We start from the raw sequence: 24,821 nt of genomic DNA, 5'->3' as shown, positions 1-24,821 counted from the left end.
AACTCATGAAGTTGGCCGTCGAGGAAAAAGTGGGCTCAAGCGCAAAAAGCGAAAGGTTACTCGACATCTACTGTTAATTGGTTATTAGTCTACCCGGGTTTCTGGATTGTAAACCGGTCGTTTTCTTTCCATAAACCCACCGATCGCAGAACGGAAGTCTTTGGAATCAAGCATACTTGCATTCCAAACGGCTACATAGTCCAGTCCCTCTTCGATTGTTTTTCCAATTCCGTGATTTAACACTTGTTTAACCCCACGAATCACGATGGTTGGGTTTTCTGCAATTTCTTCGGCGGTTTTTAGGCCCGCTTGTAGTAAGGAATCAAAATCATTGGTGACCTTTGTCACTAGTCCCATTTGGAAGGCTTCTTCTGCACTGATATCTTTCCCGGTTAGGGCAAGTTCCCTTGTATGTGCATTTCCAATCAAATGGGGTAGTCTTTGTAAAGATCCCATATCGGCAACTATGGCAACTTTGGATTCCCTTAAGGAAAATACGGCATCTTCCGTTGCGTATCGAATGTCACATGCAGAAACCAAATCAAGTCCACCACCTATACAATGTTTTTGAACAAGAGCAATAGATGGTTTTTTGGAATTGTAAACAGCATTGATACCTTTTTGCATCGTAAGAATGAGTTGGTATAATTTTTCCCGACCATCTGCTAACTCACCTTGTACCACAGGTTTGAATTCTTGGAAAAATTCTTCCAGGTCAAGTCCTGTAGAGAATGATTTTCCCTTTGCTGCGATCACAAAACAATGAATTTGTGGGTCAGCGTTGATCTGGTCTATCATATCCGGAAGGTCTCGCCAAAAAGGCCAGTTCATTGCATTTCTTTTTTCCGGACGATTCAACCAAAGAATGGCTACGTTCTTTCTTTTTTCAATTTCGAAAAATGGAGAAGGGTTCATACTTTTGTTTCTTCCTTTAACCAGAGTTTTTTGGAAATCATCAAATACACACCAAAAAGGATGAGTGCGATGGAGATATATTGGGATTGTGAAAATCCATGCCAGTAGTAACCGGTAAGAAAACTTGGATTTCCATTGGCGTCGGGAATGTTCACGAGAGTGGGTGGATCAATAAAAGGTATCACTGCTTTGTTCACTCGCAAAAATTCAATGATGAGTCTTGCAAATCCGTGGATGATGAGAAACTGCGCACCGATACTCCATTTACGAAAGTTTTGGTATCTTGCCCAAAATTGAAAATAGGAAAAATATCCAAAAGCCATAATGGATTCCATTACCGGGGTATTCCAAACCGGAACACCGGAAGGATGGGCACCGTGGAAATCAAAAACAAAAAAAGGTATCCTAACATCTGTGGCAAAACCGTAACATCCATCTCCACTTACGAAACAACCGAGTCTTCCAATCGCATAACCCATACTAATTGCCGGGATTACCGCATCATAATAAGCTCCGATGTCTAGTTTGTGATGGCGAAAGTAAAGAGTGATGAAAAGCCATCCAAAAAGGAGACCCCCAAAGAACACGAGACCACCACCACTAAATAGTGAGGACCAAAGACCTGGGTGTCCAGGAAAACCATTCCAATGGGTTAACGGATAAGAATACTTTCCATCATAACCGGGAACATCAATAAACACTTGGTCCCAAATTTCAAATATAAAGAAAATTTTGGCACCCACTAGGGTACCCAAAATCCCAAGAAATATCAACCAATCCGAATGGCTCGGATCCAACTTCTTTCGTTCCAACTCTTTAGGGAGAAGGTAAGAACCTACTAGAAAAGCCAACATCATAAGAAGGCTGAAAGTGGATAAACCCTCCCAGCCAAAGGGATTTGGAATCGGAATTCGATCTAACATAGAGGAAAGGGTAAAATCTAGGCTTAAAGGGGAAAGGAGAATTTAAAAGTTCCCAATCCCGGAAATTCAGTAAAAAAATAACTTGACCCTAGATAGTTTAATATTAAACTATCTGGTATTGATTTAAGGAGAACCATATGTTCGATACTCTATTTTCTACTTCTGGGGATATTATCCCCCTCATCCTACGCATCACAGCTTTTGTTGTGATCTTCCCACACGGTGCCCAAAAACTACTCGGTTGGTTTGGTGGTTACGGATTTAAGGGAACATACGGATTTTTTACAGGAACGATGAAGTTTCCTGGAATCTTGGCGGTTCTCATCATCCTTGGAGAATCTTTTGGACCGGTTTTACTTCTCGTAGGATTTTTGACAAAGTTTGCTGCGGCTTCCATTGCCATCATCATGATCGGTGCAGCTGTCATTGCTCATAGACAAAATGGATTTTTTATCAATTGGAATGGAAACCAAAAAGGAGAAGGATATGAGTTTCATATTCTAGCAACAGGGCTTCTCATAGCTCTCGTGGTTGGTGGCGCTGGTGTTTATTCAGTTGATTTTAATTTAATCGGAAAATTCTAATCACCAATTTCGAACTGGTTCGACCTTTGTCTTTTGCTTTCGAAAAGCAAACAAGGGTTCGAGCCAATCTTCATCTAAGTATCCTTAAGATAAAAAAATAAAAAAAGCAAAGAAGTTTTTTTACCTTTGGATGTAATCTCCAGAGAATCAATCTAAGTTAATGTATTCTTCTGGATCAAGAGGAGCGTCCAAACCAATTCGGACTTCATAGTGAACGTGAGCTCCCGTCGCTTTTCCCGTTTGGCCGACAAGGGCAATTTTGTCTCCGCGTTTGACCCGGTCTCCTGGGTTTACGAGGATGAGGGAGCAGTGCCCATACAAAGTAAAAAATCCATTTTCATGATTGATTCGTACTGACTTTCCAAGCCCACCCACAGCTGTGTCTACAGCAATGATTCCAGGACCTGTGGCATAAATAGGTGTTCCTTCGCCTGCGGCAAAATCAATCCCCGAATGGTATTCTCCCACGGGTAAAATTCCAAAGGGATCACTTCGATATCCGAAAGTAGAAGTCACAACACCCACTCCGGGTTTTAAAGGTCGTCCTCTTGGCATGGAGTAAAATATACTTTCTCGCATGGATAGATAATCGATCGCATTTTGGAAGTTAGGTACAAGATTTCCCAGTCTTACACCAAACTGAGTGTAGGTGGTAACAACTTGTTGGAATAACAGAAGGTTTGAATCCAACTCGCTTGCATCTTTACGATATTCTTCTTTAAGAAGATAGTCTTGGGTGATCATTTCCTTTTCTGGAATTTCTTCCCAGGCAAGTAGGTTAAGTGATTCGGTAGTCGATTCTAGTTCTTCTACTGAATCCGTTAAATCTTGGGAAAGCAGGTCATAAAAGAGAAAGGAGACCAGTTGGGTTTCTGTTTTTTTCTCTAAAGAAAGATTTCTGTCAAAGAAAAAAGAAAAGTAAAGGAGAAGACCGAAGGAAAGCAGGACAAGAGAAAGGGCTAGTCCAGATAAAAAACCGAGCATTCCGACTGAAATTTCAATTTGTGCCAGAGGTTTTTCATCATTGGGTATGAGGACAAAGCTCACCTTTTCCCGGCTACGGGAAATCCACTTTTCTGCGCGTTTTTTCCAGCGTAAGTGTGCAATTTGGAGCCTTTCGTAGGCGGTTGTGACGTAAGTTTCTGCCAATGTTCGTTATTCAGCCAATTTTTTCCTTGCCCATGCCATTTTTCAAGGGAAAGTGGATGAATCCAATATGTTTAAATTTCTCACTTCTCTTTTCAGAAAGAAAGCCGACTCTGTCGATTCCTTTTTGATGTACCCCGAGGGAAAGAGATACTATCGAGAAACCCATTCCATACGCAGGGCCAATATCGATGAAGATGCCATCAAAATCATCAATCGATTGAACAAGTTTCGTTACAAGGCCTATTTAGTCGGTGGAGGGGTCAGAGATCTGCTTATGGGCAAACGCCCAAAAGATTTTGACATAGTCACAAGTGCGACTCCAAACCAAATCAAAAGGATCTTCAATAACTGCCGAATCATCGGGAAACGATTTAAAATTGTACATATCATTTTTAAAGGTAAAATTATTGAAGTATCGACGTTCCGATCACTCCCGGAACATCGTTTGGAAAAACACAAAGCAGAAAACGATTATCTCATCAAACGGGACAATTCCTTCGGTACAGCAAAGGAAGACGCGGCAAGACGCGACTTTACCATTAACTCCTTGTTTTACGATCCTAAAAACGATTCCATTTTGGATTACGTTGGGGGATTTGAAGACATCCAAAAGAAAATCGTTCGGGTCATTGGTGATCCAGATATTTCCTTCAAAGAAGATCCTGTTCGTATGTTACGTGCGGTTAAGTTTTCAGTTTTACTTGGACTCGACATCGAGAAAAAAACCAAACTGGCAATTAAAAAGAACCGTTTGGAGCTCGAAAAATCTTCTACAGCAAGACTTTTAGAAGAATACAACAAAATGTTTCGGACATGGAAAACTTCGATTATTTTCGAAGGCCTTGCTGAAAACCATTTGCTTGATGTACTTTTTAAGGAACCTGCTGATAAACTAAAGAAAAACGATCCAGAGTGGCGTGAACATTTTATGGAAACACCACTTGGAAAAAGATTAGCAGTCACTGACAAACTCCTCTCTGCAAGAGAAGAGATGACACCTGCTATCTTTTACTCGTTAATTTTTTATGATCTCATCAAAGATCTTTATGAAAATGATCGTGGACATTTAGCGCATAACATCAAAGAAAGTCTTCAGTCAGTTTTTGAGAGGATGGGAATTCCGAAACGGGAACAAGATAATTTGGTAAAGATTTTTATCAGCCAACCTCGTTTCCAAGTCACTGATGATGAAAAAGAAAGACAAAACTCTTTCTTTAAAAAGAAGGACTACTTCTACGATGCGTTTATGGTTTATAAGATCGTGGCCATCTCAGAAGGAAACGAATCAGCAGTGCAAACGGCATTCTTTTGGGAAATTTCTTTGCGACAAAGACCGAAACCTGATAGCCATCAGTTCGGACAGCAAAATCGTAAAAAAGAACCAAACAAAAAAAGACCTCCCAGAAAGAAACATCGGGATAGAAGGAGTGGTGGCTCTCAAAACCAAAACCAGAACATAGGTTCAGAGGTAAATCCGTCAGAGAAAAATGACCAACCTCGATCCAATGTAGACTCTTTGAATTCTGAATCAGAATCAGAAAATACTTAGTAAATGAAAAAGGTAAGGATTCCAAATCCTTGCCTTTTTTCCGATTCTTTCGTCAAATGTTTGGATGGAAAAGCAAAAACATTTAACAAAAGTTTTACTCCTCGAAGACGATCCTACGATATCTTTGCTCTATAGTGGTTTGCTCCAAAAACATGGAATGGAAGTCACTAGGTTCGCAGAGATCAAAACTGCCTTAGAATACTTAGCAGAAAACCACCTTCATACTGAAAACATCGTTTTAACCGACCTTCAATTACCTGATGGAAATGGGTTGGAATTTGTTAGAGAAATACGAAAAATTAATAAAAACATTCCCATCGTTGTGATTACATCAACGGAAGATCCAAAACTCATTATCGAAGTGATGAAGGAACATGTTCAGGAATATATCATTAAACCGATGATTCCTGATGAACTCATTTCTAGAATTAAATACCAACTTTCTAATAAAGAAAATGATTATGAATACTCCGAGTATGAACGCGAAAAAATTTTATCTCTTGAGAAACTTTTAGATTGGTATGCTTATAAAAATAGTCGTATCAAAAAAGGTGATTTAAACACCCAAGAAATGCATAAAAATTTGTTTTATGGATTGCGAACCAGTTTAGCACAAGGGGCGGGATTTGGAGTACTCACACAGCTCATTGACTTGATTAAAGCAATGCCAAAAGCGGAAGGAGGGGGAGTCATCTTAGATGCTGATATCCTTAGTATTTTGGAAGAAAATGCTCTGTATTCAAAAAAAGTATTAGAACGTTTTACTGAAATTGAGGACGTGATTTTTGATCGAATTGAATTGCAGCTTGTTTCTCCCTTCGTTATTTTTAACGAAATGTTAAGCCTGAAAGAAGAATTAAATTCTATTTTAGCATTAAGAAACCAGACATTATTAATACCTGAATACAAATTCAAAGACCTCGGATCTCAAAAAATACGATTGAACAAAAGTTTTTTCCGCAAAGTGTTACATGAACTTTTGCTGAATGCGATGCGTTTTTCGCAAAGCTCAAGTAAAATTTACGCAATGTTAAATTTAGATTCTGATGGAATTTATTTGTCGATTGTGAATTCTTTTGGAGATGAGCAGTTTGCGAAAGACGGGATTCCTAATGAGTATTTGGATTTGATATTTGAACCATTTTTTAGGTTAAACAAAAACATTTATGAAAAACATGGCTCTTTGGACTTTGGTATCGGTTTGAGTTTTGTGATGCAGACTATTTTGCGATTTGGTGGTTCCATCTCTGCCTTAAACCTAATTGATCATACAAACGATGTGAAAGAGAAAAAAATCGAATTTAAAATTTTCCTTCCTTATTATTCCTCTTCGGAAAAGTGAAGGTAACCTCTGGTTTTCGGATGGTAATTTTTCCCTTCTTTTTGAAATAGAACTCCCGGTTTTCCATCTTCTAACTTTCCGATCATCGTCACAGGAACTCCGACAAGTTCTGGTGGCAAAATTTCTGGTGATAAAAACAAAAGTTCTAACTCTTCACCAGAACCCAAACATAAATCGATTCCAAGTTCTTTGACTGCCAATGGATGGAGGGGAATTGATTCGATTTGAATTTTTAACCTTCCTTTGGAGGTGAGAGCCAAACGTTCGCTGTCCTGGATGAGACCATCAGTAATGTCCATACATGCATGAATTTTAAAAGCTTTTAGTTTGTTTAGGATCGCATAACGAGATTTAGGAGAAAGATGGCGGTCCACTGCTTCTTTATATTTTTTTTCTTTTGATTTTTTTTTAAGGGTTTTGTATCCCAATTGGCTTAAGCCCAGGGTTCCCGTGAGATAAAGGTAATCTCCAAATTTCCCTCCAGAACGGAGCCAGGGTTTCTCGACTGTACCCACAACCGTGAGTGCCAGTTGGGTTTTGGATGCGGAAAAGGTGTCGCCTCCCGCTAGTTTCATCCCATATTGGTCTAAGGATTTCCGTAATTCCTTGGAAAAACTACGAACCCATTCTTTTTTCTGAGAAAGAGGGGATAGACCTAGGTTTAAAAAACATTCCTTTGGTTTTCCACCAGAGGCAATGATGTCGGAAACATTCACTTCGACAAGTTTTCTCGCCAAAATGGCTGCATCTGACCATTCGTGGAGAAAATGGGTGCCTTCGGACAAAGAGTCCGTGGTGACGAGGCGGTTCGGTGCCAAGAAGTAACAATCGTCCTCAGGAGGAGGAGTTCGTCCAAACAAAGTGCGTATAATTTCGGATTCTTTCAAAGTTAAATCCCAATAAATTTGTTTGACCCGGTGTGAAAACCGAAAATCCTGACATAAAAGAGGAAAATCTCGTACTTATGGAACTATTGTCTAAAGCCCACAAGACCCCTTCTATTGCAAAAGAAGCCGTACAAAAACAGTGGTTTGTTGTGGACGCAACTGATAAGACTCTCGGAAGATTGGCAAGTCAAGTAGCTTCTCGCCTTCGCGGAAAACACAAATCTACCTTCACTCCTAACCAGGATTGTGGTGATAACATCATTATCGTTAATGCTTCGAAAGTGGCTGTAACAGGTCGCAAAAGAGAACAAAAAATTTACTACCACCATTCACGTTACCCAGGTGGTATGACAGCAATTGCTTTTCACAAACTGATTCAAGAGAATCCAGAAAGAGTGATCATGGAAGCTGTTAAAGGAATGTTACCTAAATCTAAGTTAGGTGACCAAATGTTGAGAAATTGCCGCGTATTTGCTGGTAATGACCACAACTTGGGAGCTCAAAAGCCCCTAAAACTGGAGTTGAAATAATATGGCGCAAAAAGCAGTTTGGGCAGTAGGCCGACGCAAAACATCCGTTGCACGTGCAAAAATCGCATCTGGAACTGGAAAAATCACAGTAAACCATAAAGATGTAAAAGATTACATTAAAAACGGAGAGCACTTAGTTCGTCGTGCTCTTGAACCTCTTCTTGTTTTAGAAGCTCGTGACAAATACGACATTGCACTCAATGTAACTGGTGGTGGAGTGGTTGGCCAAGTGGGAGCTATCCGTCATGCAGTGGCTCGCGCACTTGTGGCATTCAATGAGTCTTTGAAACCAACTTTGAAAAAAGAAGGATTTCTCACTCGCGATAGCCGTATGGTGGAACGTAAAAAATACGGTCTACGCAAAGCTCGTCGAGGAACTCAGTTCTCTAAACGTTAATCGGAAAATCCTCTTTTTTCCGATCCAAAGCCTCCTGTCCGGGAGGCTTTTTTTTTAGGTAGGTCTTCAGTTGAATCAAATCATATTTTATTTTGCCTTTGCAATTGGTACCTTTGCCAGTAGTTGTTTTTTGTATTCGATCGTTATTTTTTGTCAAACCTTGGACACCGTAAAGGGTTTCTCGGGGATAGTTTTCTTTTTCCTATTTTTACCTTTTCCCATTTTCTTCCTATACACAGGATATTTACTCGATCATTTTTCCAAAAAATGGGTGGTTGTGAGTTTTCAGTTTTTTCTATTTGTCGCATCATTTTTGTTAGGTGCTTTTTCTGAACTTTTCCAATCTTATCCACTTTTATTATTACCTTTGGCTTTTGTGAATGGGATCGGAATGACAACAGTGCTTCCTGGGCGAATGGCGATTTTACGAGAAGTGATGGAGTCGCATCGGCTTGTTTTTCATACCATTGCTGGAAACTTACTTTTAATTTTTGCTTTTGGGATGAGTCCACTGGCTGTGGGTTGGTTTCGGGAAGAGGGCGGGTATTCATCTCTTTTTTTGGTTTTAGCTTCATTCCATTTTTTTTCTATGGTCGCCTTTACAATGTTAAGGTACGATTTAAAAATTCATAATTTAAACGATGGTTTGGGTGTTTCCAAACTTGAGAAAATTCCTTCATTCTCTGCAAATCTGAAACTAGTTTTAGATTTCCTAAAACTAGATCCAGTCTCTAGACAAGTGATGTATATGGCAATCCTCAGTATGCTTGCTCTTGGCCCCATCCAAGTCATCCTTCCTAAATATGTGCGAAATGAACTGGGACTTGGGGAGCTCGCAAGGGGGACGGTTCTTGTCTTTTTAGGGCCGGGTTTGTTCCTGGGCGGAGTTCTCACCATCCTCTTCCATCATTTGGAAAGAAAGGGTCTTGTTCTACTGATTGTATTTTCTTTATCCTCTTTTTTCTTTTTGGGATTTGTTCCTTTTGGAAAACCAGAAGCCACTTCTTTCTTTTTGTTTTGTTTTGGAGTGTCTGGGGGAGTTCTTTCGAGTCTCCTTCCGGCCATTTTGCAAAAACGTGCCGAGGATGGGCTCCGCGGGAGAATCCTATCTCTTTATACGGTGTGTTTCCAATTCACACCGGCGGTTTCTGGATTTTTTTCTGCCCTACTTGCGGACACCATTGGGCCGCAACTTACCTTTGGAATTCTCGGTGGGATGTTTCTCTGTTTTGCCTTGTTTTCTTTTCTCCAATACAAAGAATTACGGCAGAGTTAACTTCTAAATTCCTTGCCCTAGAAGGTGAAACCGATTTCGCTGTAAGTGTATGATGTCGAAAACCGTCCGCGAAATTGCAGAGTTGTATACTAGTTACTTCAAAGGGAAAGGCCACACCATTGTGCCTTCCTCAAGCCTCATCCCTAAGGGTGATCCAACACTTTTATTCACAACCGCCGGAATGGTTCAGTTCAAACCTTTGTTTACGGGAGCTGTGGAGTTACCCTACACTCGCGCTGCTTCGGTTCAAAAATGTGTTCGCACTACCGATTTAGAGGTGGTTGGGAAAACAGAAAGACATTGTACGTTCTTTGAAATGCTTGGAAATTTTTCCTTTGGCGATTATTTCAAAAAAGAAGCCATTGAATACGCGTTAGATTTTTCATTAAACCATCTCCATATTCCAAAAGAAAAAATTTGGGTGACCATTTACTTAGATGATGATGAAGCCAAAAAGATTTGGATGGAAGCCGGAATCCCAGAAGAACGAATTGTAAGGCTTGGGAAAAAAGATAATTTTTGGGGACCTGCGGGCGACAGTGGGGCCTGTGGTCCTTGTTCGGAATTGTATTTGGATCGTGGTCCAGAAAAAGGGGGCCCGAATTGTGGAAATAGTCCCGATTGTAAACCAGGTTGTGAGTGCGATCGTTATTTAGAATATTGGAATTTAGTATTTAACCAATTTAACCAAACTGTTTCTGGGGAACTCCTTCCATTAAAACAAACAGGAATTGATACAGGATCTGGGCTTGAGCGAGTGGCTATGTTACTGCAAGAAGTGGATTCTGTTTACGATACAGATGAATTAAAATCCATCATTCGTAAAATTGAAGAGTTATCTGGAAAAACTTACGACGAATCTACAAAACAATCTTTCCGAGTGATCACAGACCATTCCCGTTCCGTATTCTTTTCGTTAGGGGACGGAATTTATCCTGATCGAACGGGACGTGGGTATGTGATTCGTAGGCTCATTCGAAGAGCCTCACTTTTTGCAAGGAAACTGGGAATCCACGAACCATTTTTATACAAATTAATTGCGACACTTCGAGATTTGTATAGTGTTCGGTATCCTGAACTGAAAGACAAAGCGGGAGACATTGAATCCATCTTAAAAAAAGAAGAAGAACTCTTTTTACACACTTTAGAAGTGGGATTGGAAGAATTAGAATCTTTGTTAAGCCAGATGAAATCAAATGGCGAAACTTTGGTTACTGGAAAAGAAGGGTTTCGATTGTATTCCACTTATGGGTTCCCACGTGAAATGACAAAAGAACTTGTGGAAGACCGAGGGTTTGGTTTTGATGATAAGGGATTTGAAGCCGAACTTGAAAAAGACCGTGATCTTTCTCGTGCTAGTTGGAAAGGAAAAAAAGTCCAATACCTAACTGGCATTAGCGCAAGTCCCGAACTCAAAACAGAATTTTTAGGATATACAGAAACAAAATCTAACGCCAAAGTTTTATATCTTTTTGTGGATGGAAAGTCTGTGAAAGAGGCAATCCAAGGATCGGATGCTGTTGTGGTTCTCGACAAAACTCCATTTTATGCGGAGGGCGGTGGTCAAATCGGTGACTGGGGATACCTAAAAAAAGAGGGATTCCAGTTCCAAGTCCAAGACACTCAAAAAGAAAACGAAACCTTTTTACATCTCGGAATCATTTTGAAAGGGAAAATTTCTGTAGGGGAAACCATTGAAGCAGAGATTGACACCGCTCGTCGCCAAAATTTAGCCAACCACCACTCCGGCACACATTTGTTAAACGGAGCCCTTCGTAGAATTCTCGGGACTCACGTGGCACAAAAAGGTTCCATAGTTTCTTCTGATTATTTACGATTTGATTTTTCGCATCCAAAAGCTCTTTCGGAAGAAGAAATTATCTCTATCGAAAAAGATGTAAATGAGGCAGTGAATGCCAAAATTCCCGTCAAAACAGAAGTTTTGGACATCGATACTGCTAAACAATCGGGCGCCTTATCCATGTTTGATGAGAAATATGGGAGTTCTGTTCGTGTGATTTCTATGGGTGATAAGTCCAAAGAATTTTGTGGGGGAACCCATGTTTCGAACACAAAAGAAATAGGATACTTTGCTATCATCAAAGAAGGAAGCCCTGGTGCAGGAAACCGTAGGGTCGAAGCCATTTGTGGGGATTCCGTCATTGAATACTTTTTATCGCAGTTCCAAACACTGGCAGCAAAAATAGAAACTCATAACTTGTCAGCCAAAGAAACCTTTGGAGATTTGAAAGAATTTGGAATTGTTTCTCCAGTGCCAGCTCCCGAAGACTTACAAAGCCTTTTTGTGAAAGAAGGAAATGCCGCAGTTGAACATTTACGAAAACTTCGAGAGGATTTAGAAACGGAACTCGAAGAAAAGTCCGCTTCCCTTTTCAAAGCAAAAAAGAAAAAGGAACAATTAAGCTTTCAAATGAATCCAGAACTTGTGGATGGACTTCTGAAGAAAGCACATTCCTTTTCCAAAGGAAAAGTGGTGACAGAAGTTTTTGAAGCTGTCGATGCAAAAGCTTTAAAAGATTTAGCAGATAGTCTCAAAGCCAAAGAACCAGAAATCCTATGCCTATTTGGATCAATTGATGGGGAAGCGAGTACACTTGTATTTATGTGTAACAAGGTTTTGAATGAAAGGGGAATCCACTGTGGGGATCTATTAAAAGAAACCTTGGTGATGTTAGATGGTAAGGGAGGGGGAAGACCAGATATGGCACAAGGTGGTGGCAAAAAACCGGAGAGCCTTGGAGTCGCTTTGGAATTTGCCTTGGAACTTTCCAAAAAGAAATTAGGATAACAGACATTAAGGTAAGTAAGGAGTAAAGTATGGCTCAAGATCCATCATTTGACATTGTATCAAAAATCGAAAGACCGGAATTACAAAACGCCGTGGCTCAGGCCATGACCGAGATCCAAACAAGGTTTGATTTTAAAGGATCCAACTCGGAGATCAAATTGACAGAAGATAGTTTGGTTTTGACTTCGGAAAACGATATCAAACTCAAACAGGTGATTGATGTCCTCACCACCAAAATGGCCAAACGGGGAATCAGCCTCAAGGCCTTTGATTTTGACTCCAAAATTGAATCGGCGACGGGCCAAACGGTGCGCCAAAAAGTAAAAATCCAGAATGGTTTGGACAAAGAACAAACCAAACAAATCACCACTCTCATCAAAGACCAAAAATTAAAGGTTCAAGCCACCATCCAAGGGGATTCTGTCCGAGTTGTGGGCAAAAAAAAGGACGATTTACAAGAGGTGATGGCGGCGATTCGAAATGCTAATTTCAATTTTGACGCCAATTTTACCAATTTTAAGGGTTAAAATTTTGGCTTAAAGATCGGTTCTCGGCTTCCATTTTTTTTCTATCTATGTCTCAAAACCGTCCGATATTTCCCGTATGGACCCTAAAAAATCCGTATGGGGATGGACTTTTCCACGCAAAGACTTCCTTCCGTATCTATTAGTATTTTCCGGTGTGTTTTTACTTCTCTCTCTCTTTTCGTTTCAGGAAGGGGATGATGGGTCGCTTTTCAATTGGTTTGGAAGGCTTGGTCATTACATTGCCTTTACATTACTTTATATTTTAGGAAAGTCCTCTTTTTTACTCGCAGGTTTTATTTTGATGTTAGGTGTTCTTTCTTTACGAAACCCTGACTTTGATCGACTCAGTAAGGCTCTTTTTTTCCCTCTCTTTCTTGTTGCGACGACTGTGAGTTTGAATCTTTTGGAAACTCCTCTGGGTCATGTCGGAGATAGCGGTGGAATCCTTGGGCAATTTTTCTCTTGGGTTTTTTCTTATCTCTTTGGAGAGACAGGGCGAATCCTAGTCGTATTCTTTTTATACTTATACTTTGCAGTGATTTGGTTAGAAGACGGGGCTTGGTCTTTTACATTTGCTGCTATCAACAAATACTCCAATGGAATTTACCGGTTGATGGGAGGAAGAAACGAACTTCCTCATTTGAGACTACCTTCCTTTTTAGAATCAGTGGTTTCGACTCGCCGAGGAACGGAAGATGAAATTCGAAACAAACAATGGTTTGCTGTGCAGACAGAAGAAGAATCAAAAGAAGATCTTTCCAATCATTTTTGGAATGTGGTGGCAGATGAGAAAAAAACTCCGAATCCAAATGGAATTTCCCGTTCCAAAAGAGATGGTTCTAACCGGAATTCCTATTTCCAAGAGGAAAGAAATTCTGTGGAGAGTAATGATCAAGGGGAAGGTATTGAAGTAATTCCATCCCGTAAAACACCATCCGTTCGTTACCGCAATACTTCACATTTTGAAGGATTTTTTGATGAGGCAGGAAAAGTATTTCGATTTCAAAAACAAGAATCCAAACTCGATTCTTTTGCCGAATTTGAGAAAAATGAAATTTTGATTTCGAAATTAAAACTAACTGATCACAGGCGAGCACCTGCGGAATTGGAAGAGATTGAAAGTACCAGAGAATCTAAAATTCTTTTCCAATTTCCGGAGGCCAAATGGAAACCAAAATTGGATGAGGCTCTAGGATTAGAAAATTTAGAACTTCCAAAACTAGACCCTGTAAAGTCTGCTTTTGGTAGAGATACCCAAATTCTTGAGTCCTCTAGTCTTTCTTCCTTTGTTTATGATGAGGAAGAGGATTTGGAAGAAGAAACATCTGAGGAAACAGAATCTGTAGAGATTCGGTCCGAAACAAGTTCGTTCTCCTACACAAAAGAAGAAGTAAATACAACTTCAGAGGCCATTCAAATTCCAGAATCGGTTCGTTTGTCTCTTGTGGAAGAAACCGGTTGGGATGCAAGTGATGAGGAAGAATCTTCTGAAGAAGATGATGAGGAAAACCAAGACATTTACGAAGAGGAAACTCTGGAAACATTGGCGGTGGAAGAGAGTTCTCCATTAGTAAAATCCAATCTTAGTTCTGGAAATTTTGGAAAGAAAAAGTTAGAACCAAAAGAATCGAAAGAACAACAAGAACTGATGTTTGGTTCTATGGTTCCCAAACCTAAACTAAAAAAGGGTAAGTATTATATCTCTCCAAGGCTTCTTTCTTCTCACCAAGTTCCAGTAGCGAACATTCTAAAAAATGATTCTGAACTGGATTTGATCTCTCGCAAAATCGAAGAGTCCACTGGGCATTTTGGAATTGAATCCAAAGTGATTACCAAGGAAAGAGGGCCCATCATCACAAGGTATGAGATCACCATCCCGAATGGAATCAAACTGAACCGGATTGTTTCCCTATCAGATGAAATTCGTGCCTACCTCGAAGTGAAAAATATTCGGATTGTGGCACCTATCCCTGGTAAGGCGTCGATTGGAATCGAAGTTCCAAACCGAATCCGTGAAGATGTATTTTTGTCAGAGATTCTAAAAGATACCATCCTCCAACATAAGGCCAAAGACTTATCCATCTGTATTGGAAAAGATATCTCCGGAAAACTTGTGATGATCGATATCGCCAAACTTCCTCACTTACTTGTGGCAGGAACCACGGGTTCTGGTAAGTCGGTGAGTATCAATGCGATGATCACAAGTCTTATCTGCACTCGTTCCCCCGAAGAAGTGCGTTTCATTATGATCGATCCAAAAATGGTAGAGATGACTCTTTATGAAGGAATCCCGCACCTCCTTATGCCAGTGATCACAGATCCTAAAAAAGCAACAAAGGCTCTCTCTTGGGCCATCCAAGAAATGGAGAGCCGTTACCAAATGATCTCGCAATTGAAAAGTAGGGACTTCAAAAGTTTCAATGAAAAGGTGGATGAATATGCTCATGCGAAGGGCTTTCAAAAACTGCCGTACATTGTGATCTTTATTGATGAGCTTGCGGACTTAATGATGGTTTCAGGAAAGGATTTGGAAGAACAGATCCAAAGGATTTCCCAAAAAGCAAGAGCGGTCGGAATCCATTTGGTGATGGCAACCCAAAGGCCGTCTGTGGATGTGATCACAGGTGTGATCAAAGCCAATTGTCCGGCTCGGGTGGCCTTCCAAGTGGCGCAAAAAACAGACTCTAGAACCATTCTGGATACCAGTGGGGCTGAGACCCTACTTGGAAAAGGGGACTTCTTATACCGGTCTCCGACTTCCAGCGACCTTATGCGAATCCAAGCACCCTTTATCGAAGAAAAAGAAATTGAGTCCATTGTGGAAGAGGCCAAAAAACAGGGTGCTCCTGCTTACGTGGAAATGAATTGGGACGATGAAACGAGCATTGAAATGGCCTCAGACGAAGATGAGGAACTTTTTGATGAAGCGTGGAACATTGTAGTCACCGAAAAAAAGGCTAGTGCAAGTTACTTACAAAGAAGGATGAGAATCGGTTACAACAAAGCGGCAAGGCTTATGGAACTGATGGAAATGAGGGGTTATGTTTCACCTCAAGTCGGGGCTAAACCCCGGGAAATCCTGCGTTCAGCGTAAATCATCGACAAGAGAAGTTTGTCTGAAAAACTGGGAATCTATGAAAGTATGGATCGGATCTTTGTTGCTTGTTTTGGGTGTTTCTCTTGGTGCCCAAACAAGTCCGGCTCACAATTGGCATTCACCCTCCGAAGTGGTGAAAAAGATAAAGAAGAACTTTAGTGATATCAATTCCTATTCGGCTGATTTTCTCATCAAAACAGAAGACAACAAAAAGGAAAAACAGATGCGCGGGAAATGTTTTTACAAACGTCCCGGAAAAATCAGATACAACTTTGCCGAACCAGAAGGGGACGAAATTGTATCCGATGGAAAAACACTTCATATCTTTATCAAAAGGTTAGGTGCCGTTGGAAAACAGGATTTAACCCTCGATCGTAAAAATACATCCGGACCAATCTTTACTACTAACAGCCCCGATGGCCTAAACCGCCTCTTTCGTAAATACCATTATAAATTTGATACCATTGAACAACCTCGTTCTATGGGGGACACAACCAAATACTTTGTGTTAGATCTTGACCAAAGAGAAAAAATTGGTGGATTCGAAAAAATGAAACTATTTGTTGATTCCGAATCCTATTTAATCAAAAAAGCAGTGGCTACTGATGGTCGCGGAAAAGTAACCACCATCTCATTTTCCAATATTAATTTTTCTGAAGAAATCCAAGACGGAGTTTTCAATTTTCACATGAGCGGGAACGCGAAGATTGTTAACAACCCTCTTGTCTCCGAGAACTAAGCAAAGAGGATATCATTTTGAACACAAAACGAGTCGGTCAAATCATTCGAGAAGCGAGAGAAGATAAAAAACTTTCAGTGAAAGATGTTGCGAAAGAAACAAATATCGCAGCCAAATACATCATTGCTTTGGAAACAGAAGATTATTCTCAATTTCCAGCAGAGACCTTCGCTCTCGGGTTTTTAAAAAACTATGCAAGTTATCTAAAGTTAGATGCTGCTATGTTACTCAATCTTTACCGTGGTGAACAAATTGAAGAATCACAAGCTCCTTTGGAAGAACTCACTAGACCGACTACCACTCCTTTAAACTTAGATCGAAATAAAATCATAAGTCTAGTTTCTGTATTTCTTTTTGTGATCTCGGCTTATATCATTTATATTAGTTTTGAAGATTCCAACTCAGGTTCGATGGATGAGGAAACCACAGAAGTGGGTTCCACTGTAGAAACCGTAGCAAGTTCCGACATTCCTTCAGGGATTAACTTTGTTTCTCAAAGTGTTCCCGAAAACGCAAGTGTTCCTTTTATTTTAACAGAAGACCGCGGTGTGAGTTTTAGTGTCAACAACCAACAGTGTAAGATGTTTATCAAAGGGGTTTCCAATGGAAAAGCAAACCTTGGGTTTAATATCTTCCCTGAAAAAAATGTATACTTCTTTCAAACTGCTGAAGGAGAGGAAACCATCCTTTCTTATCGTATCGAAGAATTGTCGTCTCTTCGTCGTGACATCCGTGTGGTAACACAAGCAGTGACGGAAAAATCTGCCAAAGTTCTTGTGACTTTAAAAGAAGAAAGAGAAGGTGTTGCTGTAAAATCTCCGGTTGGCGATGTTCCAATCCAAGTTACACTCTTTTTCTCTAAACCAAGTTACGTTGAATTTGTGTTAGATGGTCAGATGGGGGAGAGGGGACTTGTTTCTGCTGGAGAGGTCAAACACTTAGAAGCCCGAGATCGACTTGAAATTAAAGTCGGTGATGGTGGTGCCGTGGAAATGGTCCAAAACGGAAAAGAACGTTCTGTTCTTGGAAAACCAGGAAAACTCGTCAAAAAAATCTTCATTCGAAAACCAAATCCTTATGATTCGACACAGTCTATTATTGGAGAGTTAGGCGAGTAATGCCAAAACTAAAAGAAAAAACGGAAGAAACACCGAAGTCGTTTTTTATCACGACACTCGGTTGTCCCAAAAACACCGTAGATTCTATGGCCATGCACCAGTCCCTCCTAAAGGAAGGTCTTCTTCCTGCGGCTGGTCCTGAAGCCAGTGACTTTCACTTAGTCAATACCTGCACATTCATCCAAGATGCAACCAAGGAAACCATCCAAACCATTTTGGATTCCATTGATATCAAAAAGAAAAACAAACAAAAGTTAGTGGTTGTTGGATGTTTTGCAGAACGCGCAGGAAAAGAAATCTCCGATGACCTTCCTGAAGTGGATCTACATTTTGGAACTGGGAAATATGATAAAGCAGGGGAGATTTTAAGAAAAAGTTTTCCTTTGGAATTCAAAGACCTCTCCGAATTTAACGAAGACCTTCTTGAAAGACTCACCACGAGTAAAGGAATAGAAAATTATTCCAAACCATACTCATACGTAAAAATTTCTGATGGTTGCAACCGAGGTTGTCACTTCTGCATCATTCCTAACTTACGTGGAAAATACCGAGATACAGATTTCACCGATGTATTATCTCAAACCAAACTTGCAGTGAAAGCCGGATCTAAAGAGATCTGTCTTGTTTCTCAGGATACAGTGTTTTATGGCAAGGACACGGATAAACTTTTGGATTTGGTTCGTTCCGTTGCAAATGTAGACGGAGTAGAACTTCTTCGCCTGCTTTACCTGTATCCAGATAAAAAAACAGAAAAGTTACTCGATCTTTATGGAGAAATTCCTAAGATTGCCCCGTATTTGGAAAGCCCTTTACAACATGTTTCCAAGTCTGTTTTAAAATCGATGAATCGCACTGGTGAATATTCTTACTTCAAATCTTTATTCGAAAAGGCAAGGGCTCTAAGACCTGATTTGGAAATACGCACTTCCTTTATTTTAGGTTTTCCTGGAGAAACGATGGATGATGTGGAAGAGATCATTCGGTTCGTGGAAGATGTAAAACCCGAAAAGGTAAATCTATTTCCATATTCCCCGCAAGAGGGAACGAAGGGTGCCACCATGGATGGACAACTGAAAGATAAAGAGATCGCTCGACGTGTAAACTTAGTGCGTGATGCTTATCTCGGAACTTTGAAGTCCATCCACCAAAAACGGATTGGAAAACTTTATCCTGCAGTCGTGGATGAAGTTTTGGAAAAGGGTGCCATTGTCCGTCGTTTCCAAGATGCACCAGAGATTGATGAAGTTGTTTATGTGGAAGAAGAAGGATTGAAACTCGGCCAGTTTGGTCAGGTAAGAGTGGATTCTTTTTATGAATTAGATATGTCCGGGACTTGGGTGGTTTAGTGGAAGATTGGAAAACAATTGCCAATATCCCGAACTTACTCACTGTGCTTCGGGTCCTTGCACTTCCTTTTTTTATCTTTGCCTTATTCCAAAAGGAATGGGAATACCAAATCTTTGCCTTCGTCCTCTTTGCTCTTGCTTCCCTTACGGATCTTGTAGATGGATACTTAGCCCGTAAGTGGAACCAACAAACTGAGTTCGGAAAATTTCTCGATCCGCTTGCTGATAAATTTTTAGTCATTGGGTGTTTTGTTACTTTTTTATTCATCCACGAACCTATCGAAGTTTGGATGGTCGTCCTCATCATTGGGCGCGATATGCTCATCACCTTCCTTCGTTATATTGCCGTTCGGTCAGGAAATAGCCTTCGCACCACTATGATGGGAAAGGTAAAAACTGCCTTTCAGATGGGTGCCATTCTAATGATCTTAGTTGTGTTTATGTTAATCTCAGGAAAAAGAAGAGCAATGATCAATGAAACCTATGCTATGGGAAAATTGGCAGGGTATTCTACATTTGAAGTGGCCTCGCAACATGCAAATGAGTTTTATACTCTTGTTAAAACAACAGAGAGTTTAAGTTTTAAAGATTTTTTTGACTCCATTGCTTCTTTTGTTCCGTATTTCGGAATGTTATTCACAACATTCATCACCGTTATTTCTGGTCTTCGTTATATTGTGACCAATTATCAGTTGTTAACTTTTTCCAATCTAAAAAGGATTTTTTATGACCGCGCCAACAGTTAAAGAAATACTCGGACAAGTTGTTTCTGGACACCACCTAGTGGATGACCATGCCGAATTTTTTTTAAGTGAGGTGATGGATGGAAAAGTTTCGGAATCTGTCCTTGCTTCTTTTCTGACTGCGATGAAAATGAAGGGAGAAACAACGGACGAATTATACGGATTTGTTCGTGCCATGCGTAACCATGCGATCAAACCTTCCAAACAATTTGATTTTGAATTTTTGGATACTTGTGGAACAGGGGGCGATGGAAAGGGAACATTGAATGTTTCCACTTTATCTGCACTCACACTGACAAGCCTTGGGTTCAAAGTCGCTAAACACGGAAATCGTTCTGTATCGTCCCTTTCTGGTAGTTCCGATATTTTGTCCGGCCTTGGTTACAAACTAGACCAGTCTACAGCGGATTCTGAATCTGAATTCCTCCGTACCGGATTTGTATTTTTGTTTGCTCCCGCTTGGCACCCAGCCATGAAATATGCAGGCCCTGTTCGTACTGCCTTGGGCTTTCGCACTTTTTTCAATTTGATTGGACCACTTTCCAATCCCTTTTCTCCTTCTCACCAAATGGTCGGGGTATACGATAAATCACTTTGTTTACCGATGGCGGAGATTTTGGGAAGACTTGGCTCCAAACGGGCGATTGTCTGCCACTCTCGGGATGGACTGGATGAATTTTCCATCTTTGAAGAAACAGATTTTGCCTATTTTGACGGAAAGGATACGAAGGAACTCTCCTTTGACCCTAAGGAACTAGGCCTAAATTCCAAGGAATTGGACAGAAATACAGTGTTCTCTTCTTCGAAAGAAGGGGCAGAAGCTCTATTTCGAGCAGTTTTGGATCCGAGCGAATCCTCCGGGGGCACTTCCATGGTGGCACTGAATGCGGGTGTTGCTATGTTTTTACTAGGGGCCACAAAGGATATAAGAACCGGATACGAAACTGCCAAAACAGCACTCCTTGAGAAAAAAGTTCTCCGATTCGTTCGTGAAACATTGAATTTAAGATAAGGCCTGTAAACATTGGATAAATAGCTATGCTCAATTTTAACTTTTTAACACCAGAAATCCTCATCCTTGCCCAAGAAGAAGGTGCAAAGTCGTCTCTCCAGTCACTCATCATCATTCCGATCATGTTAGTTGCTATGTACTTTCTTGTGATTCTTCCGAACAAAAAAGAAGAGAAAAAAAGAAAAGAGATGATAACTAACCTTCAAAAAGGGGACAACGTAGTCACAAATAGTGGCCTTCATGGAAAGATCGTAGAGTTCAAAGACAATAACGAAACAGTCGTTTTGAGTGTTGCTGCGAACACAAACGTAACTTTTGAAACTAGCGCTATTCTGAAGAAGAAAGCCTAAGATGAAGAGACTCTTCTTAATTACCGTAACACTTTGTTTTTCTGTTTCTCTCTTTGCACAGGAGGGTTTGGACTTTTTAGATAAGGTAAATGATAAACCTAAATCGACAACCACCAAACCCAAAGAAGAAACAAATGTAATCACAACAAAAAAACAAACAAACATTGTGACTACAACTGGAACCACTACAGGTAAAAAGAAGAAATCGAAAAAGAAATCCAAACAAAACCAACTCACAGGGGAGACTCTTCCTCAAAACACAAACCTAGTTTCAAATCCCAATCAGAATACAACTGTTCCTGTAACAGACAAATCCCTTCCTGGTTTAGACAAACAAGTAGCGGTTGTGGAAGAAGAGGAAGTAGTGAATAATGGTATGTGGATGGATTCAAATGTTTCCGTGGAACCAACGGGACTTCCTGGTTTTGCTTCGGATTTAAAAATGGGAAAAACAGAAACTGGAAGTGTGGAAACAAACCTCTCTTCCAACAAAGAAACTGGAAAATCTCTGTTTAGTTTCTCTGATTTTTTTGCTAAATATAAAAAAGCAATGATGATCCTTGGGATTATCATTCTCTTTGCGTTTTATAGACTTAGATCCGCTCGCCCGGGTTCTAGCAGTCGTTCTTATAGAAGATAATAATTTTAGGAGCAAACTAACTTGCAATCGTATCGACTATTGATTCTACCTTTTTTGATTCTGGCGGTTTCCTTTACCATTTTGTATCCGAACTTTGCCGATCGTACATTAAAGATCGTTGTGAAAGATGATGTTTATTCTCTACCTGAGGCAAATCAAAAAGAATTGGTGAATGCACTTTTTGATCGTTGGGCGAAAGATTATGGTAAAACATCTGGTTGGACCATTGAACCGCAGGGCACTCTTCCCCCTAAAGAAAATCCGTTTTATATAGTCAAAGGACGATTCATTACTTCTGCAAAGATCAATCAAATCTCCCAAGAAAATCAAAATTTGGTCAGTGAATCCAAAAATAGATTAGAACCTACATGGATTGAAGAAACAATTCGTGGTGGAAAATCTTTATCCATTAAATTGGGTCTTGATTTACAAGGTGGAATGAGAGTAGTCCTAAAAGGTGACTTTGATGATTATACTTCCAAACTCAAAGACCTTTATGCAAAAGAGTTAACGGAACTGAACCTAACACTCAGTAACCAGGCTACTAAACCAGAAGAAAAAGAAAAGGCAAAGTCAAGACTTGCTGAAATTGAATCTAGTTTTGATCTTTCTCCCATGCGTAAAATTGTGGAATTAGAAAAGGCGAAGATGATTATTGATAATCGTCTGACGACTCAAAACCTAACGGAGCCTCAAGTTCGTATCCAAAAAGAACAAGATGCGATCGAAGTTTCTCTTCCAGGTGTTTCCAATTCAGCAGCCATTTTAGAAATTCTACAAAACACGGAAACAGTAGAATATCGTTTGGAAGAACCAACTCCTTTCCTATACAAGAGCCAAATCGCAGACAACGAACGTCGTATGATGGATTTAGGGAAAAGGGAAAATACGGATATATTTTTATTCCAAGAGCTTGTTAAAAACAAGGCAGGAAAAAAAGCCCAAGATGAGTTTTTAGAAGGATTAGAAAAAAAATACAATATCCCTAAAGACTTCAAAGTCTATGCGATGTGGGCCCGTGGGAATGCAGCAAAGTCAGCACTTCTTCCTCGTAGTTTTGTGGTTTTGGAACGTAAGATTGCTTTGTCCGGTAATGATATGACCAATGCCCAACCTTCTTATAACTCCAATTCCTATGGATGGATGGTTAGTTTTACTCTCACTCCCAATGGAGCAGAAAAGTTTTTTGATCTTACTTCGCAAAACCGTGGACGTAACCTAGCGATTGTTTGGGGAGATAAAGTCATTTCCAATCCAGTCATCAATGATCCGATTGCTGGTGGTCGGGCAGAAATTTCTGGAAGTTTTTCTGAACAAGAAGCCATTCGATTGGCAAACGTAATTTCTGAGGGAGCACTTCCAATTCCACTTTCTGTTTTGGAGATGCGATTCATTGGACCAACACTTGGAATTGAATCCATTGAGGTAGGGGTAAAAGCCGTTGCCATTGGATTCTTTTTGGTAATGGTTTATATGATCTTCTATTACAGATTAGGTGGCTTTATTGCTGACTTATCTCTTCTTGTTAACCTGGTCATTTTAGCGGCACTTCTCACATTGATGGACTTTACTTTGACTCTTCCTGGAATTGCCGGGATCATTTTGACGGCAGGTATGGCCGTGGATGCAAACGTCATCATTTATGAAAGGATTAGAGAGGAGATAGAAGAAGGTAGGGCACTTTCGATTGCGGTGACTCGCGGTTTTGAAAACGCATTTTGGACCATTATGGATGCAAACGTAACCACACTCATTGCAGGGATTTTGATGATTCGACTTGGTAACGGACCGATCAAAGGTTTTGCGATCACTCTTTGTTGGGGGATTGTCACAACGCTATTTACTTCTCTTTTCCTCTCCAGATTATTTATGGAGTTAGCAGTGAACCGAATGGGCGTTCATCATTTAAATTTAAGACCTTTCTTCTTTGGAAAAAAGGAGACAACAAATGCGTAATATCAATTTCACAAAATATAAATACTTCACTCTTAGTTTTTCGTTTTTAGCGATTGTTTTTGGTTTTGCAGTCACCTTTGGTAAGTATGGTGGGTTTGCTCACTCACTTGATTTTAATGGTGGGCTTCGTACTGTCGTGGAACTTCCAGCAGACAAAACTCGCAGTGATTTGGATGGATATTTCCAATCTAAAAACATTGAAGCCGTTGTAATTCTTCTCGAAAAAGAAAAGAATATTTATCAATTGGATATCGGACTTGGCTCTCTTGATACCATAGAAACTTTGTACAAAGAAATTCCAGAATCAAACAGAGAGTCTTCTACTTCTGCCATTGATCGGTTTGTCCAACTCCTAAGATACGAATACAAACTTCCTAAAGAAAAAGTTCTTTCGGCTGACCAAGTGGGTGCAGTGGTTGGTGGTGAGTTGACTGAAGTAGGTATCACACTTCTTCTCACAACACTTGCGATCATTCTTTTGTATTTGAGCATTCGGTCTCAGTTCAAATTTGCTTTGGCTTCTTCCATTGCTCTGGTTCATGATATTCTCATGACTTTGGCACTCATTGGATTTTTACAAATCAAACCAAGTGTCCCGATCATTGCCGCACTTCTCACTCTCCTTGGTTATTCTATAAACGATAAAATTGTGGTATTTGACCGAATCCGAGAAAATGCACATGGAAAAGACAACTTAGCTCTTTCTAATATTATAAATGTTTCCATCACTCAAACCTTGGGTAGAACCATCAATACCTCCTTTACGACAATGATTTCTGTTGTGGCGATCATTGTGGGTGGGGCAGTGGAATTGTATGATTTTGCTTTTGTTCTTCTTTTTGGAGTAATTGTCGGAACTTATTCTTCCATCTACATTGCAGCGCCTATTTCTGAGATCTACGACCAACTCAGGAAAAAAAGATTCGCATAAC

At 40.1% G+C, this 24,821-nt stretch carries 22 protein-coding genes; 18 read left to right on the top strand and 4 right to left on the bottom strand.

Annotated features, from left to right (window positions below):
* Positions 1-84 precede the first annotated feature (84 nt).
* A complete protein-coding gene (locus tag CLV96_RS04160) occupies positions 85-915 on the bottom strand; it encodes a crotonase/enoyl-CoA hydratase family protein (RefSeq protein ID WP_004788482.1) in 831 nt (276 codons plus the stop codon).
* Positions 912-1,838: a prolipoprotein diacylglyceryl transferase gene (locus CLV96_RS04155; protein ID WP_004788350.1), complete on the bottom strand. Its 927-nt coding sequence runs from the start codon at positions 1,836-1,838 to the stop codon at positions 912-914. Before CLV96_RS04155 ends, CLV96_RS04160 begins: the two co-directional genes overlap by 4 nt.
* A 137-nt stretch (positions 1,839-1,975) precedes the next feature.
* On the opposite strand from CLV96_RS04155, the gene CLV96_RS04150 reads away from it, so the two are divergent.
* Positions 1,976-2,422 carry a DoxX family protein gene (locus tag CLV96_RS04150; RefSeq protein ID WP_004788729.1) on the top strand — a complete coding sequence of 149 codons (447 nt, stop codon included), beginning with the start codon at positions 1,976-1,978 and terminating at the stop codon, positions 2,420-2,422.
* A 147-nt stretch (positions 2,423-2,569) separates the two neighbouring features.
* Here the strand turns inward: CLV96_RS04150 and CLV96_RS04145 are convergent, their stop codons facing one another.
* Positions 2,570-3,571 (bottom strand): M23 family metallopeptidase, encoded by a 1,002-nt coding sequence (locus tag CLV96_RS04145; RefSeq protein WP_004788808.1) that lies wholly within the window; start codon positions 3,569-3,571, stop codon positions 2,570-2,572.
* Between the two features lie 67 nt (positions 3,572-3,638).
* Between CLV96_RS04145 and pcnB the strand changes: the two genes are divergently transcribed.
* Together pcnB and CLV96_RS04135 are read left to right on the top strand one after the other, a co-directional pair.
* Positions 3,639-5,120: a polynucleotide adenylyltransferase PcnB gene (gene pcnB / locus CLV96_RS04140; protein WP_004788935.1), complete on the top strand. Its 1,482-nt coding sequence runs from the start codon at positions 3,639-3,641 to the stop codon at positions 5,118-5,120.
* A 64-nt stretch (positions 5,121-5,184) separates the two neighbouring features.
* On the top strand, positions 5,185-6,462 hold the full coding sequence (locus CLV96_RS04135) for a response regulator (protein ID WP_040917612.1): 1,278 nt from the start codon (positions 5,185-5,187) through the stop codon (positions 6,460-6,462).
* On the opposite strand, the gene thiL is transcribed toward CLV96_RS04135, so the two are convergent.
* Positions 6,441-7,349, bottom strand: coding sequence for a thiamine-phosphate kinase (gene thiL / locus CLV96_RS04130; RefSeq protein WP_004788545.1), 909 nt, complete (start codon positions 7,347-7,349; stop codon positions 6,441-6,443). The two genes, CLV96_RS04135 and thiL, sit on opposite strands and share 22 nt — an antisense overlap.
* 77 nt (positions 7,350-7,426) lie before the next feature.
* Here thiL and rplM point away from each other — a divergent pair, with 77 nt between their 5' ends.
* The 15 genes from rplM to secF all read left to right on the top strand — a co-directional run bounded on the left by rplM (position 7,427) and on the right by secF (position 24,820).
* The gene (gene rplM / locus CLV96_RS04125; protein WP_002973943.1) at positions 7,427-7,879 is read left to right on the top strand and encodes a 50S ribosomal protein L13; all 453 of its coding nucleotides are present in this window, start codon (positions 7,427-7,429) and stop codon (positions 7,877-7,879) included.
* Between the two features lies 1 nt (position 7,880).
* Entirely contained in the window at positions 7,881-8,276 is a 396-nt protein-coding gene (gene rpsI / locus CLV96_RS04120) for a 30S ribosomal protein S9 (protein WP_004789169.1), read from the top strand.
* Positions 8,277-8,346: 70 nt separating this feature from the next.
* Positions 8,347-9,552 (top strand): MFS transporter, encoded by a 1,206-nt coding sequence (locus tag CLV96_RS04115; RefSeq protein ID WP_040917613.1) that lies wholly within the window; start codon positions 8,347-8,349, stop codon positions 9,550-9,552.
* 49 nt (positions 9,553-9,601) lie between these two features.
* Positions 9,602-12,361, top strand: coding sequence for an alanine--tRNA ligase (alaS, locus tag CLV96_RS04110; RefSeq protein ID WP_040917615.1), 2,760 nt, complete (start codon positions 9,602-9,604; stop codon positions 12,359-12,361).
* A 29-nt stretch (positions 12,362-12,390) separates the two neighbouring features.
* On the top strand, positions 12,391-12,888 hold the full coding sequence (locus CLV96_RS04105; protein ID WP_004788525.1) for a YajQ family cyclic di-GMP-binding protein: 498 nt from the start codon (positions 12,391-12,393) through the stop codon (positions 12,886-12,888).
* 76 nt (positions 12,889-12,964) lie between these two features.
* Positions 12,965-15,982, top strand: a complete 3,018-nt coding sequence (locus CLV96_RS04100; RefSeq protein WP_004789167.1) for a DNA translocase FtsK — start codon at positions 12,965-12,967, stop codon at positions 15,980-15,982.
* A 40-nt stretch (positions 15,983-16,022) separates the two neighbouring features.
* Positions 16,023-16,724, top strand: a complete 702-nt coding sequence (locus CLV96_RS04095) for a LolA family protein (RefSeq protein ID WP_004788302.1) — start codon at positions 16,023-16,025, stop codon at positions 16,722-16,724.
* Between the two features lie 17 nt (positions 16,725-16,741).
* A complete protein-coding gene (locus CLV96_RS04090) occupies positions 16,742-17,842 on the top strand; it encodes a helix-turn-helix domain-containing protein (protein ID WP_004788693.1) in 1,101 nt (366 codons plus the stop codon).
* A complete protein-coding gene (locus CLV96_RS04085) occupies positions 17,842-19,188 on the top strand; it encodes a MiaB/RimO family radical SAM methylthiotransferase (protein WP_004788532.1) in 1,347 nt (448 codons plus the stop codon). The genes CLV96_RS04090 and CLV96_RS04085 overlap by 1 nt, the downstream gene beginning before the upstream one ends.
* On the top strand, positions 19,188-19,934 hold the full coding sequence (gene pgsA, locus CLV96_RS04080) for a CDP-diacylglycerol--glycerol-3-phosphate 3-phosphatidyltransferase (protein ID WP_004788519.1): 747 nt from the start codon (positions 19,188-19,190) through the stop codon (positions 19,932-19,934). Before CLV96_RS04085 ends, pgsA begins: the two co-directional genes overlap by 1 nt.
* Positions 19,915-20,943: an anthranilate phosphoribosyltransferase gene (gene trpD, locus CLV96_RS04075; protein WP_004788396.1), complete on the top strand. Its 1,029-nt coding sequence runs from the start codon at positions 19,915-19,917 to the stop codon at positions 20,941-20,943. Before pgsA ends, trpD begins: the two co-directional genes overlap by 20 nt.
* Positions 20,944-20,969: 26 nt before the next feature.
* Positions 20,970-21,293 (top strand): preprotein translocase subunit YajC, encoded by a 324-nt coding sequence (yajC, locus tag CLV96_RS04070; RefSeq protein WP_004789187.1) that lies wholly within the window; start codon positions 20,970-20,972, stop codon positions 21,291-21,293.
* A gap of 1 nt (position 21,294) precedes the next feature.
* The gene (locus tag CLV96_RS04065; RefSeq protein ID WP_004788367.1) at positions 21,295-21,933 is read left to right on the top strand and encodes an SRP-less Sec system protein; all 639 of its coding nucleotides are present in this window, start codon (positions 21,295-21,297) and stop codon (positions 21,931-21,933) included.
* 21 nt (positions 21,934-21,954) lie between these two features.
* Positions 21,955-23,889 carry a protein translocase subunit SecD gene (gene secD, locus CLV96_RS04060; protein WP_004788820.1) on the top strand — a complete coding sequence of 645 codons (1,935 nt, stop codon included), beginning with the start codon at positions 21,955-21,957 and terminating at the stop codon, positions 23,887-23,889.
* Positions 23,882-24,820 (top strand): protein translocase subunit SecF, encoded by a 939-nt coding sequence (gene secF / locus CLV96_RS04055; RefSeq protein WP_004788911.1) that lies wholly within the window; start codon positions 23,882-23,884, stop codon positions 24,818-24,820. Before secD ends, secF begins: the two co-directional genes overlap by 8 nt.
* The last annotated feature ends 1 nt before the right edge of the window (position 24,821 follow it).

This window comes from Leptospira meyeri, from assembly GCF_004368965.1.
Lineage (GTDB): Bacteria > Spirochaetota > Leptospiria > Leptospirales > Leptospiraceae > Leptospira_A > Leptospira_A meyeri.
Note: the sequence above shows the minus strand (reverse complement) of the source record. Positions and strands in the feature narration are given on the sequence as shown.

Coding starts and splice junctions, on each gene's coding strand:
- CLV96_RS04160 (WP_004788482.1), bottom strand. CDS start 915: ATGAACCCTTCTCCATTTTTCGAAATTGAAAAAAGAAAGAACGTAGCC.
- CLV96_RS04155 (WP_004788350.1), bottom strand. CDS start 1,838: ATGTTAGATCGAATTCCGATTCCAAATCCCTTTGGCTGGGAGGGTTTA.
- CLV96_RS04150 (WP_004788729.1), top strand. CDS start 1,976: ATGTTCGATACTCTATTTTCTACTTCTGGGGATATTATCCCCCTCATC.
- pcnB (WP_004788935.1), top strand. CDS start 3,639: ATGTTTAAATTTCTCACTTCTCTTTTCAGAAAGAAAGCCGACTCTGTC.
- CLV96_RS04135 (WP_040917612.1), top strand. CDS start 5,185: ATGGAAAAGCAAAAACATTTAACAAAAGTTTTACTCCTCGAAGACGAT.
- rplM (WP_002973943.1), top strand. CDS start 7,427: ATGGAACTATTGTCTAAAGCCCACAAGACCCCTTCTATTGCAAAAGAA.
- rpsI (WP_004789169.1), top strand. CDS start 7,881: ATGGCGCAAAAAGCAGTTTGGGCAGTAGGCCGACGCAAAACATCCGTT.
- alaS (WP_040917615.1), top strand. CDS start 9,602: ATGATGTCGAAAACCGTCCGCGAAATTGCAGAGTTGTATACTAGTTAC.
- CLV96_RS04105 (WP_004788525.1), top strand. CDS start 12,391: ATGGCTCAAGATCCATCATTTGACATTGTATCAAAAATCGAAAGACCG.
- CLV96_RS04100 (WP_004789167.1), top strand. CDS start 12,965: ATGGACCCTAAAAAATCCGTATGGGGATGGACTTTTCCACGCAAAGAC.
- CLV96_RS04095 (WP_004788302.1), top strand. CDS start 16,023: ATGAAAGTATGGATCGGATCTTTGTTGCTTGTTTTGGGTGTTTCTCTT.
- CLV96_RS04085 (WP_004788532.1), top strand. CDS start 17,842: ATGCCAAAACTAAAAGAAAAAACGGAAGAAACACCGAAGTCGTTTTTT.
- trpD (WP_004788396.1), top strand. CDS start 19,915: ATGACCGCGCCAACAGTTAAAGAAATACTCGGACAAGTTGTTTCTGGA.
- yajC (WP_004789187.1), top strand. CDS start 20,970: ATGCTCAATTTTAACTTTTTAACACCAGAAATCCTCATCCTTGCCCAA.
- CLV96_RS04065 (WP_004788367.1), top strand. CDS start 21,295: ATGAAGAGACTCTTCTTAATTACCGTAACACTTTGTTTTTCTGTTTCT.
- secF (WP_004788911.1), top strand. CDS start 23,882: ATGCGTAATATCAATTTCACAAAATATAAATACTTCACTCTTAGTTTT.